Raw genomic sequence first — 14,934 nt, forward strand, 5'->3', positions numbered from 1 at the left:
ATGTCTTGCAACGAGCCAAGATTATTGGCAGTAGTTTAGCATTGCAAGAGTTTGAAGATAATTTGAGAGACGGATTTTGATGAAAAGGCGATCGCTTTCCGAGGTAATGATAACGTAGAAACTTTGGTCAATTTCCCAACCACTTAAAAGAATTCCGGTGGTAAAATTCAAGCGATCGCGCTAAAATAAAATAAGTTGAGATGCTATTTAACAAAAATGACTTATTCACTGACTATTCCAGCGATTGTTGAATCAATTGCAGCCCTTTCAGAGGAAGAGCGATCGCAATTGTTTATACAACTATACGAACATCATCTCATTACTCAAATCACGAATGAGATTCTCAGAGAAAATCCTAGCATTCAATCTTCTAACTTGAAGAACGAAGAAGAAAAAGAAGAATTAGATTTAGATATTGCTAAGGATCCTTTAGTGGGTTTATTTTCTAGCGATCCTCACACCCTCAAGATTTTCTGAGAGTTGCAGATATTAAAGGATGTACCAAGAGCGATCGCGATATTAAAAAATATATAGAAATTGATGGCGAAGAAAATAGACACTAAACTTTATTGAAAAGTGCGATACCACTGAGCCAAACGATAGGGAGAAACCCCGAGAAAATATCCTAAAATAATAACTTGATTAATCGCTGTTGTTTTCAAAACACCTAATTTTTGCCAGCGACGACCGGACGTTAAAACGGGATGAGGGACAATATAAATGCGTCCTGCTTTTCTCAATTGACGCACAAATTCAAAATCCTCCATTAAAGGAATATCAGGAAATCCTCCCAAGTCTTGAAAAGTTGTCGCTTTCAAAAATAAAGATTGATCTCCATAGGGAAGAGAACAGTAATGCGATCGCAAATTTACCATCCTTTCTACCCAACGCAATGCTCTCATTTCTCCTGCAATTTTCAATTCAAAAGCCCCAGCAATAGCTTGCGATCGCCCTAGGGTATCCTGCACCATTTTGGCATATCCTCGAGGCAAATGAGTATCGGCATGAAGAAACAATAAAATCTCCCCCGAGGCGATCGCAGCACCAGTATTCATTTGTTTTGCCCTTCCTGTTTGAGGAGAAGAAATTGTTATCGCACCCCATTCTTGAGCCAATTTTAGGGTATCATCTTCACTTCCCCCATCAACCACAATAATTTCTAGAGAAGGACTTTTTTCAAGGGTAAGTAACGTTGTTTGAATTGTTTTCGCTTCATTCAAAACGGGAATAATAATAGAAATCACTATCGGTTAATGGGTAATCAAGAATTGTAACGGCGGCTAAATGCTATAATAACCCGATGACTAGCAACCCACAACTAACGATGAAGTACAATACTCTCGGCGACAGCGATTTACGAGTCTCAGAAATTTGTTTGGGAACAATGACCTACGGTCAGCAGAATACAATACAACAAGCACATCAACAACTCGACTATGCTGTAGAACGAGGGATCAACTTTATCGATACCGCAGAAACTTACTCAACTCCCATGAACCCCAAAACTCAGGGAAAAACTGAGGAATATATTGGAGAATGGTTAGCCAAACAACAGCGCGATCGCCTTATTATCGCGACAAAAATTGCCGGCTATGCCCCACAATTATCATGGATTCGAGAAGGGAAAAATCATCTCAATCGTAAGAATATAGAACAAGCGATCGAGGCAAGTTTGAAACGTTTAAAAACTGATTATATCGATCTCTATCAAATTCACTGGCCGGATCGTTATGTTTCGCTTTTTGGTCGGGCTAATTATGATATTGCGAGTAGACGAGAAACCGTTCCTATTCAAGAACAATTAGAAGTATTTGCTGATTTAATTAAAGCAGGAAAAATTCGCTATTTGGGTTTGAGTAATGAAACACCTTGGGGAGTTTGCGAATTTTCTCATTTAGCTAAACAATTGGGATTACCCAAAGTTATCTCTATTCAAAATTCATATAATTTGCTGAATCGCGTTTTTGATATTCATCTTTCTGAAGCCTGTCACGAAAATAATATTAGTTTATTGGCTTATAGTCCCTTAGCTTTTGGTCATTTAACTGGGAAATATTTAGAGGAAATTCCAGCTAATTCTCGGGCTGGTTTATTTCCCCAATTTGATGAACGCTATCAGAAACAAAACCGGATCGAAGCGGTAAGTAGTTATGTTGAAATTGCGAAAAAATACGCTCTAAGTCCAACGCAAATGGCTTTAGCTTTCGTGCGATCGCGTTGGTTTGTCACCAGTACCATTATCGGTGCAACAACCATGGCACAATTACAGGAAAACATTGATAGCCTAAACATTGAATTAAGTCAAGAAGTTTTAACAGAAATTGACGAAATTCAAGCTCGTTATCCTAACCCAACACCTTAACAATTATCAATTATAAATTATTAATGAACAATGAAAGAAAATGCAAATTCTAACTATAAATATCAAGTAGGGGGAACTCTTCCCAGTGATGCCAAAACTTACGTCCTGCGTCAAGCAGATAGTCAACTTTACGAAGGACTCAAAGCAGGAGACTTTTGCTATGTTTTGAACTCCCGACAGATGGGAAAATCGAGTTTGCGCGTTCGCACAATGAAACATTTACAAGAAGATAATATTCTTTGTGCAGATATCGATTTAACGTTAATCGGCACCCAAAACGTAACTTCAGAAGAATGGTATGGAGGTATTGTTAGTTGTTTGCTGGGATGGTTTAAGTTAGAAATTGATGCTGGAGAATGGTGGCAAGAACGAGATATTATTCCTCCTCTGCAACGGTTAGATCGATTTTTAGAAACGGTTTTACTTCCTCAAGTTTCTGAAAATATTGTGATTTTTATTGATGAAATTGACAATGTTTTAGGTCTAGATTTTAAAGATGATTTTTTTGCATTTATTCGTGCTTGTTATAATAAAAGAGCCGATAATCCTGAATACAATCGTTTAACATTTTGTTTGTTGGGAGTTGCTAAACCTACTGATTTGATTGAAGACCAATATAGAACGCCATTTAACATCGGTTATGGTATTGAATTACAGGGCTTTGAATGGGAAGATGCAAAATCTTTAATTAGTGGTTTAGTCGGTATTATTCGCCATCCTCATTTTGCCCTCAAAACTATTCTTGATTGGACGGGAGGACAGCCTTTTTTAACTCAAAAACTCTGTCAGCTATTACAAACTCATGCAGGAAATCTTTGTTGGGAATTTAGTAAAGAACAGCAAATTGAATGGATCGATCGGGTTATTCACACTCATCTCATCGATCGCTGGCAAACTCGAGATGAGCAAGAACATTTTAATACAATTTGCCGTCGTCTTCTCAGCAATCCTAAGCGAAATAGAACCTTGATTTCTCTTTATTGGCAAATTTTACAAGGCATTGAAATTACCAGCGATCGCACTCCTGAAAAACTAGATTTGCGCCTATCGGGTTTAGTGGTGGAACGAGAGGGGAAATTACAAGTTTATAATCGCATCTATGCCGCTATTTTTAATCTTGATTGGACAACTCAAACTTTAGCTCAATTATGTCCTTATGGTAAACAATTAGAAGAATGGGTAGCTTCTAATTGTCAAGAAACGACTCATCTTTTAAGAGGGAAAAGTTTGCAAGATGCTCTCGCTTGGACTAGCGATCGCAGTTTAAGCGATCGCGATTACCAATTCTTAACCGCAAGCCAGATTTTAGAACGTCAAGAAGTTCAAAATGCCTTAGAAGCATCCAAACAAGAATCCATTGCGATCGCACAAAGTTTAGTGGGGAAAATCAACAATCCTCTTATTGTTTTAAAAGCAATTTTATCTTGGACTAATGGACAACCCAATTTAACACAAAACCTCTGTAAATTTGTTCTTCTACATCCTGACTTATTAATGCAGGGGGATGTCGTTGAAAATATTAATGAAATCGTGCGATCGCAACTGATCGATGTCTGGGAAAACAGCAGTGACGAAATAAATCAACCTTTAAGACAATTGCGCGATCGCCTATTAGCTGACTCGGAAAATGCACTGGAAAACTTACAAACATATCGTAAAATTTTAGAGAGTGCTACCCTTGAAAACCCTGAAAAAGTAATCCCGTTAATCGATATAGGGCTGATCTTGCGAGATGGCGATCGCTTTGTGGTGACTAATTCTCTTTATCAAGAAGTATTTAATCTAGAATGGACGGATCGAAAACTAACTCTACTCGAAGAAGGATTAGCCCGAGAACAACGTAAAAAAGCCTTAAAAACAGCCGCATGGGGAATAATTTCGGCAATGTTCTTGGCTTTAGGAGCTACCTTGATTTTAACATGGTCTACTCTGACGGATATTTCCGATCGCTTGATTCCACTTTCGACTATTCCTCAACCCGAAAATCCCTTGATTTTAGCGGGAATTTTACTAAGTTTAATTGTAATTTATTTAATTGCTAAAATTGGAGGAGAACTATCAAAATGGCTGGGTTTTCCTGCGGTATTGGGAGAATTAATTGGTGGTGTTCTTGTCGGAGGAAGTGGGCTACATTTGCTTGTTTTTCCTGAAATTGGAGTCGATCATTCTTTTTCGGAAATTATGACTTTTCTCGCTGCAACAACTCCCATGAATTCAGCCATAGCAGAAACTGTCTTTCAAGGGCAAAGTCAAGTCGTTTCTATTCTAGCAAATTTTGGCGCAATTATTCTGCTTTTTGAAATTGGTTTGCAATCCAATTTGCAGGAATTGTTAAAAGTTGGGCTGAAGTCTTTAATAGTTGCTTTTGTGGGAGTCATTTTACCTTTTACCGCAGGAACATTGGGACTCATGTATTTATTTCAAGTTCCTCTAACTCCTGCCTTATTTGCCGGGGCTGCGTTAACGGCAACCAGTATTGGAATTACCTCGCGAGTATTATCAGAATTAAAAATAAAGGACAATCTTAACGCTGAAAATGCACTCAATTCTCCAGAAGGAAAAATTATTTTAGGTGCAGCCGTTTTAGATGATATTCTAGCAATTATCATTTTAGCTGTAGTTACTAGCTTAACAAAGACAGGCTATCTTGAAATTGGACATTTAATCTCTCTTAGTTTGGGTGCATTGGCTTTTTTGGTGAGTGCAATTTTCTTAGGTCGTTTATTTAATAATCTTTTCATTATGCTTGCCGATCGCCTCAGCACTCGCGGTCAATTAATTGTTCCTACACTGACTTTTGCACTCATTTTGGCTTATATTGCTCAAGTCTTAGAATTAGAACCCATTCTCGGTGCATTTACAGCAGGATTAGTATTTAAAGAAGCCAATCAAGGACAAACCTTACAAAAACAAATTGCCCCTATTGCCGATCTCCTTATTCCTGTCTTTTTTGTAACTATAGGTGCAAAAGCAAACTTTTTAGTTTTATTGCCTAATTATTTCGATAACGATCGCCGCTTATTAATGGCAGGATTTTTGATTTTAGTCGCTGTTTTAGGTAAAATTATTGCTGGGTTTACAGTCTGGCAAGAATCAAAATTAAATCGTTTAGCGATCGGCATTAGTATGATTCCTCGAGGAGAAGTCGGATTAGTTTTTGTTGGAGTGGGTTCGGCTATTGGAGTATTGCCCGAATCTTTAGAAGCAGCTATCGTTTTAATGGTCATTTTGACGACTTTTTTAATGCCTTTTTGGTTGCGTTTGATTTGGAATGGGTAGGGGTTTGGTCTCCAAACCCTATGTAGGGGTTTGGTCTCCAAATCCTATGTAGGGGTTTGGTCTCCAAACCCTATAAGTTGACCAGTAGGTCAGTTTAAACTATGATGAAAGGAGTTAGAATATAAAAGCCGCATCTATGCCTAAAATTGTAGATAAAGAAAAAAAGCGACACGAAATTGTAGAAGCATCTGTGCAAGTGTTTAAATGCAGAGGATATCAAGGAACGCGGATTATTGATATTGCAAAAGAAGCGGGTATTGGCAAAGGAACAGTTTACGAGTATTTCAACAGCAAAGATGAAATTATTCTCAGTGTTTTTGATGAATTGTTTCTCGATTACGAACAATTGCTTTATACTCGTGCTAATAGCGATCGCCCCCCCATTGAAGAACTATTAAGCAGTGTTGCCAGTGCTTTTGAAGATTTGGACAATTGTTCGGAACTAATTCCCGTATATTTTGAATTGTGGAGTTCTAGGCAACTGTGTGAAAGTTTAGGATTGCAATCAAGAATGGGACAATGGTTTGAAAGATTGAGTGCCGCTTATACAAAATTAATTGAAAAGGGACAGCGATCGCAAGAAATTTCTCGAGAAATTGAGGCAAGGGCTTTTGCTCGAACGCTAGTTAGTGCTATTGATGGTATAATTTTACATTACTGTTTATTTAAGCCAGATAAAGTCTTTTTTGCTAAACAAAAACAGGAATTAGAACGAACGCTGCGCCGATCGCTTTTACCTTAAACCCTGGTGTAATAAATGTTTTTCACGTGACTTTTTTCACTTCAGCCATTGTAATTCAGAGACAGAGTTACTCGCCAAAACTTGCCCGCGACTGACAACATAGCGTACTGTAGCACGACGGCGTAATGTATCATAAGGATCGATCGCATCTAAGACAATTAAATTAGCAGGTTTTCCTTCAGTAATGCCATATTCCGGCTCAATATCTAACGTTTTTGCGCCATAATTTGTAATCATTTCGTAACAGGCATCCATTTCATTTCTTCCCATCATTTGACAGACATGAATCGCCATATATGCCGCATCTAACATATTCCCGATACCAAAATTGTACCACGGATCGCACACGCAATCGTTACCTAAACTAACATTTAATCCTTTCTGCCAAAGCTCTTTCACTCGCGTCACTCCTCGTCGTTTGGGATAAGTATCTGTTCTGCCTTGTAAGGTAATATTAATGAGAGGGTTAGCGATAAAATTAAGTTGAGTGCGTTGTAGAAATCCCATCAACTTATAGGCATAAGCATTATTATAAGAACCAAAAGCAGTGGTATGACTAGCAGTTACTTTTCCCTTCATCTCTGTACGAATTGCACAAGCAGCAATAGTTTCTAAAAAACGGGCTTGTTCGTCATCAATTTCATCGCAGTGAATATCAATCAAACGAGTATATTTTTCTGCCAGTTCAAAAATACGATGAACGGATTTTACGCCATCTTCTCGGGTTAATTCGTAATGAGGAATACCTCCGACAACATCTGCACCTAATTTGAGCGCTTCTTCAAGTAAACTTTCATTATCTGAATTGCTGTAAATACCATCTTGAGGAAAAGCAACAACTTGTAATGTTATCCAGTCTTTCACCTCTTCTCGTACTTCTAAAAGCGCTTTTAAGGCAATCAAATTCTTTTCGCTGACATCAGCATGAGTTCTGACAAAAAGAGTCCCTTGGGATGCTTGTAGCCGAAGCGTTGAGATCGCTCTTTTTTTTGCATCTTCTAGGGTTAAAGATTGTTTGCGTTCTCCCCATATTTGAATCCCTTCAAATAGAGTTCCGCTTTCATTCCAACGCGGTTCTCCCATTGTTAAAGCCGAGTCGAGATGAATGTGAGATTCTACAAAAGGAGGTGAGACAAATTGTCCTGCAACATCAATTTCTTTTGCCCCCGATCGCGCTAAATTGGGAGTAATAGCACAGATCGTTCCTCCTTCAATACCAATATCAACCTCTTGTTGTAGATTTCCCAATACTTTAGCGCGACGCAAGACTAATTCGTAATCTGACATAATCCACAGCTATTTCGATGATTTTTAGCATAACAGATAGAAGAAGAGATTGTCTACTGTCTTAGCAACTGCTTCAGTATCGATCGCCTCTCCTTTATTGAAAAATTAATTTTCATTCTTTTCGTTTTCATCCTCTTCGTTTTCCTCCTCTGTACTTTCAACAAACTCTCGCAATCTCAATAATGCAAAAGTTTGACCTAAACTCAAAGGTAACAAGGAAATTCCCTCTAAGCGGGACTGAACCCAACCCTCTCCCCAATGCCATTCGTGATAGCCATCAATACCTTGACTCAATAATAAGCGCACGCATTCTGAACTAACAACATCTACGTGATGTTCTACGGTAATAAATCCCGTTTTTGCTGTAAATATAGTTCCCGAAGTTAACTCCTCCGGCAATTTTTCTTCAAACTGTTGAGGAAATAACCATTGGCGAAAATTCTCTGGACGCAGTAAACTTTCCCCAATGGTTTTTGCTGATGCTTCTAGTTCAATTCGCAAACAACTTTTCTGAAAATTTCCAAACATAATCTCTCACGGGTAACGGGTGACTGATAAATGATAACTAATTCAAAGCCATCCTTTTTTAGCTTTGGCGATTTTGGGCGGGTGAACGGGTTCGACATCGTAAAATGTTCCTAACCCTTCATATTCTGCCAAATAATCTGACTCGTACAAAGTCCGAACCCGATCGCGAGGGCGATCGATGTTGACTTGGGTGGGTAAAGTTGCACCAGTTTCGTCCAGGAGGAAGCGATCGGCTAACTGTTTGGATTGTTCGAGATTGCTTAATTCTAAAGCTAAATCCTTCAATAATTTTAAATAGGTATGATTATCGATCGCCTCGGTAGCAAAGCGATGAATTTTCACCTTAACTGCTTGGGTCTGACTGTGGAGAAAACCGCCAATTTGATGCGATTGTTCGTAATTGGGTGCCTCTCCTGCGAGGAGGGATAAGGTGGTGAGAATAGCTTCGCGTCGCTGTCCTTCCATGCGATCGAGATAGTGGGTGCGATCGCACATTTCTAAAAACTCTCCTAAAACCGATCTCGCTGTTTCTTCTACCTGCGATCGCAAATTATCGGGAATTTCCGAACTCATGGGATCAACTTGACAGAGTAAATCCACTAAAGGACGGTTCCACTGTTCGATTTTCTTGGCAATTTCTTTCTTTTTCAAGCCCCAGAAATAAGAAATCAAATGGGAAACAATAATCGCTTGGAAAGGATACAAAGCAATACTATCAGCCGGATAGGTGAAAATATAATCCGGTGCGTAGTCGGGAATATTTTGTAAGGTTTCGCGATCGCTTTGATGGGCGATAAAAAAGGAAGTTGCAACTCGAGGACCAATTTCGCTGGCAGATTTAATCGCCCGCGCATTAAAAAATGACCAACTGGGGGGCGGTGCATTATGCCCTAAAATCGATCCTAAAGTGTGGCGAGTACGGCGTTTCATGTGGGCATATTTACCATGTTGGAACTGGAAGAAATGCCAACCCGCAAACATTTCTTGAATCATTTCTGCGGCTTTATGTGCCTGTTCTTCGGGGACTCCATCAACATATCCCGTATAAACAAAATCGAAATTTCCTCCCACCAATTCAGCACACATTTTTTCAATTTCGGCAATGAGTTCTTTATCTCCAACAATTTCTTCAATTACATCGGGTAAACCAGCCAGTTCTTGATAGATTTTTTGGGCATACTCTGAGGAAATATCGCCGCGAATTTCGCCGATATAAGTATGCAAAGCTAATTGCCATTGTAGGGAGGCCATCGCAGCAAAAGTAGACCCAACGCATTCTTCTTCGGGTAAGTTTGTAATACCCGCACCTGCTGCTGGATGAATGATAGCATCAAGTCCTCGACCGATATTCCCTAATGGACTGGCCTCAATATTCGTAATCGCATAAATCCAAGGGGTTTTAGTGGCGATAAAATCTTGTAAATGTTGGGGTAAATCTTCTCGCAGCGTATCGGGTTTTATCAGCGATTTTAGTTCTTCTAAGCGTGCTTTCGCGACAATAGTTTCGGCTAAATTGCGATCGCGACGTTGAATTTCTGCCTCAATTTTTGCAACCACAGAGGGCAAACTAGCGAGTTCGTGAGTTAATTTAATTGTGTCGGATGTTCCTCCAGAATTTGAGTTGGCAATAAATAAAGTTTTACTGCTAGTAGAAGGAGGAATCGTATCCGATCCGGTAAACCCATCTAAATTCATAATTGGGAGAGTATTTAAACATAACTTCCTCGCCATATTTCCCGCGATCGCATTGATTAAAAAGGAAGTTCCTGCTGCACCGGTAATAATTTGTTGTAATTCTTGAATGCGTTGATTTCGTAAGGTTTCATTCTCTGTTCCCATCATTAAACCAATGCCAGTTTCTCCTGTACGAAGTTTCACTGTACCATCGTAGGATTTTTGGAATAATTTCTCGGTATTTTTTCGTAAGGCTAAGGGTTGAATAACGATAATTTCTTCCCCATATTTATTATAAGGACAGGGAATCGGTTGATTCTCTAAATCTCGATAGTCAATCTTGAAAACTTTTAAAGATGTTAAACGTTCTCGCCGGATATCGGTATGGATATAAGCCTCAACTTGATGTTGTTTTTCAATGCCAATGAGAGGTATTTCTTGACCGCGATAGATATTGAATAATTTTACCCGTCCATCAGCACTCACCTCGACTATTTCACCAGGGAGAACATCGTAAATAGGGGCAACTCCTTCAGTAATATAAGCGGTTGCTTGTAAATCTTTTAAGAAGGTAACTTCTTGAGCAATTTTATCGGCTATTTCGATTTTTCCCTCTGCGAGAGATTGGGGATTTAAGAGAATAACTTGTTCTTTGAGGGCATTTTCTTCAGAAGCAGACAGAAAAGAAAGACGATTATAATTCTTGAGATCGTAGGATTTGGGAATATAAAAAATAAGTTCTCCTCCTTCTTCTCCACCGCGTTCTGTTCCACCGCGCAACATGGTAAAAGCCCCACCGCTTAGTAAACCATGACTGGGTTTACCCAAGGGAGTAAAAGATTGAAAGGTGAATTTATTTTCGGGGTTAGAATATTCAAAAATACGGGCAACAAGGGCAGATGTAATCGTCGTTTGTTGCGCCCCCGCTTGTGCCATTGTTGTTGCTAAACCCAACAATTCTGCAATCTTTTCACTGGCTAAAGATTGGCTATCATCCCGCAGAAAACCCTGTTGTAAAAACTCTTGAATGGGTTTACCATTATTATTACAAAAGATAATTGTTTTATCTTGCAGTTTAACTTGTAAGGTTTTCTGGGCAAATTGTTCTCCTAGGAAATAATGCCCAACATGACCATTACTATCTGTTGTTGCCCGATCGCTATTGAGATAATCGGGGTCTACATAAGCGAGACGATGGAGTGCAGCAGCAAGGCGATCGCGGCGAAGATGTTCGTAAAGAAAGCGTTTTAGGGCGGGTTCGACGCAAGAATCGGAGTTGGAGGAGAAGCGAAATCCTTCGTAACTTAAAAAATATTTGTATCTTACCGCGTCGTTAATATCTCCATTGTGAGTATCGGAAAAAATACTTTCTCCGAGGTCGCGATCGCCTTCTTCAAAGAAAAGTTGTCCTTCTTGACTCAGTTGATAAATGCGGATTTTGGGTTGTACTAAGCATTCTTGATGGGGATGGGCATTACTTTCAGAGTACATATCTCCTTGAGATGCCTGGCGAACGTGAGTCTCCCAATTTGTGATAAAATCTGTATTCTCTAAATCTATTTTATTTAAAAGCGTATTCCATGTTTTCAGTAAATCTCCACCATCTCGAGACAGTTTAACCCCTGTCGATGCCTCGGTTTGAATGCGTGCTGTTACTTCAGTCATTTCTGCATGGGACAGTCCGCGATCGCATTCTCCGACGATATTTAAAATGGTATTGAGAGAAATCGTCCCGATCGCCATTCCTGCCGCATCATAACCAGCTTTGGTACTCTTTTTGGAGCAATCTTCTGCCAGTGCCGTCGCATAGGAGGTGCGATCGTGTAATGTAGCTTGGATAATCTCGGTTGGACGCACCCGATAGGTTCCCGTTTCCGGGTCTTTGGTAAAGAACAGATGTTCGATTTTGACGGGACTCAGAAAAACGTTGAAGTTACGGCACATGGTTCAGTTATCAATTACCAATTATCAATAGGTCGATTGGATCTGACGAATCGAATTCGCCATCCCTCAACCTCAATTATCAATTATCAACTATTAATGATTGATTGAGTACAATTACTCAAAAATAAAAGGGTTGACAATTTTTTTTAAATATGCAAGCGCTATTTAACGATGGTGGATAGGAGAAAAACGATAAGAATTATAAAGATGAGTTGGTTTAATTCGCTACCGTTTTATGTTTATACTTGAAAGTAGAGGGCAAAAACAGCCGTCAAGTTTCGGGAGGAATTTTCGGGAGGATATATGGCAAAAAACTTGGTCAACCTAACCCTTTTATTCGTGAAGGAGGATATTAATCAAATCCTCACGGAACAACCCGACCATATTCAAAAAGATTTTATGAAAAGAGATTTGTTTCCCGATTTAATTGCCTACGTTTTAAGTCGGATCCCTAATAACTATAACGTATTTGAAGAAGAAAGAATGCCTCCTATTCATTCTTATCTTTTAAGTGAATCGGCGGAACGGCAGTTGGCGCGAGAACAAATGATTCGTCGGGGAATTTATGTGGTTTTAGAAAAGAGTTTTCATAAAACAATTTCTACGGCACATTTAAAAAAGGAAAAAGAACCTTTATCGGTTTAGGGAAAGGCAAAGGGGGAAAGGCAAGAGGCAAAAGGCAACAGGCAACAGTATAACCCCATAACCTCCTAGTGGTCTGTCAAGGATTTCTTGGCGGGCAAGGCCGTATCGCGATAACCCTAATCCATTTCAATGGATTTTTTGTATGAGACAGGGATTTTCAATCCCTGGCGGATCGGGCTATACTCGTCATTTTAAGTATGACAGACCACTAGAGTTTAACGCACAATTTGGCGCATATAGTTTCCCCAAAGTTGTGCTGCTTGGGAACTACTACTGCGAGTGGGGGAATTATCATCATTCCCTAACCAAATCCCTGTGACGAATTGCCGAGAAGGAATATAACCGACAAACCATAAATCGATAGCGCGATCGGTTGTTCCCGTTTTTCCCGCTTCTCCCCAACCGATCGCGGCATTTTTCCCGGTTCCCCCTTGTACAACCCCTTGTAGTAAAGTGGTTAGAGTTTGGGCGATCGCGCCAGAAATAGCTTGTTGGGTTGCCCCCTCATCCGTCGCAAAATCATAAATAACGCGACAAGTTTGAGGGTTTTCGGGATCGCTACAATCCCCACTATCGAGAATGCGCTGAATGGCATGAGGGCGACTCCACAGCCCATTATTCGCCAAAGCACCATAGGCTCCTGTCAATTCCAATACATTTACCTCGCTTTCTCCTAAAACCAGCCCTGGAGAGGCGCGTAATGGGGATTGAATGCCCAAACGTTGTGCCATTGCGATCGTATTATTCAATCCGGCATCTTTAGCAACCCGCAACGCCACCGCATTCTCCGACTGTGCCAAACCTCGATACATATCAATATTACCGCTACTGCGCTCGCAACCGCGATAGTTTTGTCCCTGCCAAGAAACCGGGGCGCAAGAATAGGTTTTACTGGGGGAATTTCCCGCCGCGATCGCCGCAGCATAGGCAAAGACCTTAAAAGTCGATCCCGGTTGTCGTTGTGCCTGAGTTGCCCGATTGAACTGACTTTTACTATAATCCACTCCCCCCACCAGTGCTAAAATTTCCCCCGTTTTACTATCGAGAGTAACGATCGCCCCCTGTTGGAAATTTAAGCGAGATCCATCCCCTTCCACAGCATTTTTGAGGGCTTTCTCAGCCTCCTTTTGCTTATCAATATCTAATCCCGTTTCCACAATAAAATTACCCTCCCTAGCCAAACCTTCCCCCAATAAATCTTCAATTTCTGTAAAAACATAACTGTAAAAATAGGGCGCAATGGTATTGGAGAGGGCATCTTGTGCCTCGGGACTGACCTCAATCCGCGATCGCCTGGCACGAGTTGCTTCCTCCTGAGATACCATCCCCAACTGTGCCATGCGAGTCAAGATGCGATCGCGCAACTGTACCGCCGTCTTATAATCTTGTACCGGATTGTAACTATTCGGGGCGGGTAAAATAGCCACCAAACTCGCCGCTTCTGAAAGAGTCAAATCCGCCGCCGATTTATTAAAATAAAACCGCGCTGCATCTTCAAACCCATAACTGCCGATGCCCAAATAAACGCGATTCAAATAGGTTTTCAACAATTCATCTTTGCTATAAAAAGTTTCTAACTTTAAAGAGACGATCGCCTCGCGAATTTTGCGCCCTGCGGTATTCGATCGCCCCGTATATTCAGGATATAAACTCCGCGCTAATTGTTGAGTAACAGTACTTCCCCCCTGGGCGATGCCCTGCTTTTGGACATTAATAATCACAGCCCGCAAAATCCCCAAAGGATCGACCCCCAAATGCCAATAATAGCGACTGTCTTCCGAAGCAATGACAGCTTTGGGAAGATAAGGAGAAAAATCCGACAAACGCTTTAACTCTCGATGGGCATCGGTCCGCAGGGGACGTAAAGGCGTTTCTCCATCTCGGGCGTTGACCACTACGGGACCTTGAACCCCCAAAGGTAAAGGATTGACGGGAATTTTCGTCCATTCTACAAGAATTAAGGCGGTAATAATCCCCGTAATACCCCCCACCCCGTAGAGGCTGTAACGCAGGAGACGCACCCATAAGGGAGGAGGATTGTGAAATTGAATCCGGACACCATTGGCCAATTCAGGAGGACCGAGAGTGAGGACATCTCCATGACGGAGAAAAAGGGTATCCAAACGCCGTCTTTTAATATAAACCCCATTCGTCGATCGCTCATCTCGGAGGAGAAAATTTTGCGGATGCTGGCGATCGCGCGTCAGGGACAAATGCACTTGACTCACCACCGGATTTCGCACCACAATATCACTTTGGCGAGAACTGCGTCCCAAGGTATATTTATCGCCAATTAAAGGATGTATCTCCGCTTCATCGGCATTTTCTTCCTGTACCCACAATTCTGGAACCCTTGCCCCCGGTTTGAGGGCAAATGCCGTGTTAACCTGCGCTTGGATAGTTTGGGCAATTTGGGTAAAGATTTGTGTGACAGGATTGTTAGCCATTGTTGAAAATTGGTGAAATACTGCGA

The 14,934-nt window shown here is 40.7% G+C and carries 11 protein-coding genes; 5 read left to right on the top strand and 6 right to left on the bottom strand.

All coding sequences use genetic code 11. The annotated features are described in order from the left end of the window. Nucleotides 1-21 precede the first annotated feature (21 nt). Nucleotides 22-171, bottom strand: a complete 150-nt coding sequence (locus tag VB714_RS08715; protein ID WP_323223184.1) for a hypothetical protein — start codon at nt 169-171, stop codon at nt 22-24. 45 nt (nt 172-216) lie between these two features. Here VB714_RS08715 and VB714_RS08720 point away from each other — a divergent pair, with 45 nt between their 5' ends. Then, on the top strand, nt 217-477 hold the full coding sequence (locus tag VB714_RS08720) for a hypothetical protein (protein WP_323223186.1): 261 nt from the start codon (nt 217-219) through the stop codon (nt 475-477). An 89-nt stretch (nt 478-566) separates the two neighbouring features. Here the strand turns inward: VB714_RS08720 and VB714_RS08725 are convergent, their stop codons facing one another. Then, nucleotides 567-1,244, bottom strand: coding sequence for a TIGR04283 family arsenosugar biosynthesis glycosyltransferase (locus tag VB714_RS08725; protein WP_323223188.1), 678 nt, complete (start codon nt 1,242-1,244; stop codon nt 567-569). 80 nt (nt 1,245-1,324) lie between these two features. On the opposite strand from VB714_RS08725, the gene VB714_RS08730 reads away from it, so the two are divergent. The 3 genes from VB714_RS08730 (at nt 1,325) to VB714_RS08740 (ending at nt 6,383) form a co-directional block, all read left to right on the top strand. Beyond that, nucleotides 1,325-2,362 (top strand): aldo/keto reductase, encoded by a 1,038-nt coding sequence (locus tag VB714_RS08730; RefSeq protein ID WP_323223190.1) that lies wholly within the window; start codon nt 1,325-1,327, stop codon nt 2,360-2,362. 30 nt (nt 2,363-2,392) lie between these two features. Next, the gene (locus tag VB714_RS08735) at nt 2,393-5,641 is read left to right on the top strand and encodes a cation:proton antiporter (protein WP_323223192.1); all 3,249 of its coding nucleotides are present in this window, start codon (nt 2,393-2,395) and stop codon (nt 5,639-5,641) included. Nucleotides 5,642-5,777: 136 nt separating this feature from the next. Beyond that, nucleotides 5,778-6,383, top strand: coding sequence for a TetR/AcrR family transcriptional regulator (locus VB714_RS08740; RefSeq protein WP_323223194.1), 606 nt, complete (start codon nt 5,778-5,780; stop codon nt 6,381-6,383). 36 nt (nt 6,384-6,419) lie between these two features. On the opposite strand, the gene codA is transcribed toward VB714_RS08740, so the two are convergent. From codA to VB714_RS08755, 3 genes are all read right to left on the bottom strand, one after another. Beyond that, a complete protein-coding gene (gene codA / locus VB714_RS08745) occupies nt 6,420-7,670 on the bottom strand; it encodes a cytosine deaminase (protein WP_323223196.1) in 1,251 nt (416 codons plus the stop codon). A gap of 105 nt (nt 7,671-7,775) precedes the next feature. Further along, the gene (locus tag VB714_RS08750; RefSeq protein WP_323223197.1) at nt 7,776-8,198 is read right to left on the bottom strand and encodes a hypothetical protein; all 423 of its coding nucleotides are present in this window, start codon (nt 8,196-8,198) and stop codon (nt 7,776-7,778) included. 42 nt (nt 8,199-8,240) lie between these two features. Then, nucleotides 8,241-11,816 carry a hypothetical protein gene (locus tag VB714_RS08755; RefSeq protein ID WP_323223199.1) on the bottom strand — a complete coding sequence of 1,192 codons (3,576 nt, stop codon included), beginning with the start codon at nt 11,814-11,816 and terminating at the stop codon, nt 8,241-8,243. Nucleotides 11,817-12,119: 303 nt separating this feature from the next. On the opposite strand from VB714_RS08755, the gene VB714_RS08760 reads away from it, so the two are divergent. Beyond that, nucleotides 12,120-12,461 carry a hypothetical protein gene (locus VB714_RS08760; RefSeq protein ID WP_323223201.1) on the top strand — a complete coding sequence of 114 codons (342 nt, stop codon included), beginning with the start codon at nt 12,120-12,122 and terminating at the stop codon, nt 12,459-12,461. A 215-nt stretch (nt 12,462-12,676) separates the two neighbouring features. Here VB714_RS08760 and VB714_RS08765 read toward each other — a convergent pair whose 3' ends face one another. Further along, entirely contained in the window at nt 12,677-14,908 is a 2,232-nt protein-coding gene (locus tag VB714_RS08765) for a PBP1A family penicillin-binding protein (protein WP_323223203.1), read from the bottom strand. Between the last annotated feature and the right edge of the window lie 26 nt (nt 14,909-14,934).

The sequence above is a fragment of the Spirulina sp. 06S082 genome (assembly GCF_034932145.1).
GTDB lineage: Bacteria > Cyanobacteriota > Cyanobacteriia > Cyanobacteriales > Spirulinaceae > CCY15215.

Excerpts from the sequence above, each read along its gene's own strand:
- VB714_RS08720 (WP_323223186.1), top strand. The coding sequence starts at position 217 with ATGACTTATTCACTGACTATTCCAGCGATTGTTGAATCAATTGCAGCC.
- VB714_RS08730 (WP_323223190.1), top strand. The coding sequence starts at position 1,325 with ATGAAGTACAATACTCTCGGCGACAGCGATTTACGAGTCTCAGAAATT.
- VB714_RS08735 (WP_323223192.1), top strand. The coding sequence starts at position 2,393 with ATGAAAGAAAATGCAAATTCTAACTATAAATATCAAGTAGGGGGAACT.
- VB714_RS08740 (WP_323223194.1), top strand. The coding sequence starts at position 5,778 with ATGCCTAAAATTGTAGATAAAGAAAAAAAGCGACACGAAATTGTAGAA.
- codA (WP_323223196.1), bottom strand. The coding sequence starts at position 7,670 with ATGTCAGATTACGAATTAGTCTTGCGTCGCGCTAAAGTATTGGGAAAT.
- VB714_RS08750 (WP_323223197.1), bottom strand. The coding sequence starts at position 8,198 with ATGTTTGGAAATTTTCAGAAAAGTTGTTTGCGAATTGAACTAGAAGCA.
- VB714_RS08755 (WP_323223199.1), bottom strand. The coding sequence starts at position 11,816 with ATGTGCCGTAACTTCAACGTTTTTCTGAGTCCCGTCAAAATCGAACAT.
- VB714_RS08760 (WP_323223201.1), top strand. The coding sequence starts at position 12,120 with ATGGCAAAAAACTTGGTCAACCTAACCCTTTTATTCGTGAAGGAGGAT.
- VB714_RS08765 (WP_323223203.1), bottom strand. The coding sequence starts at position 14,908 with ATGGCTAACAATCCTGTCACACAAATCTTTACCCAAATTGCCCAAACT.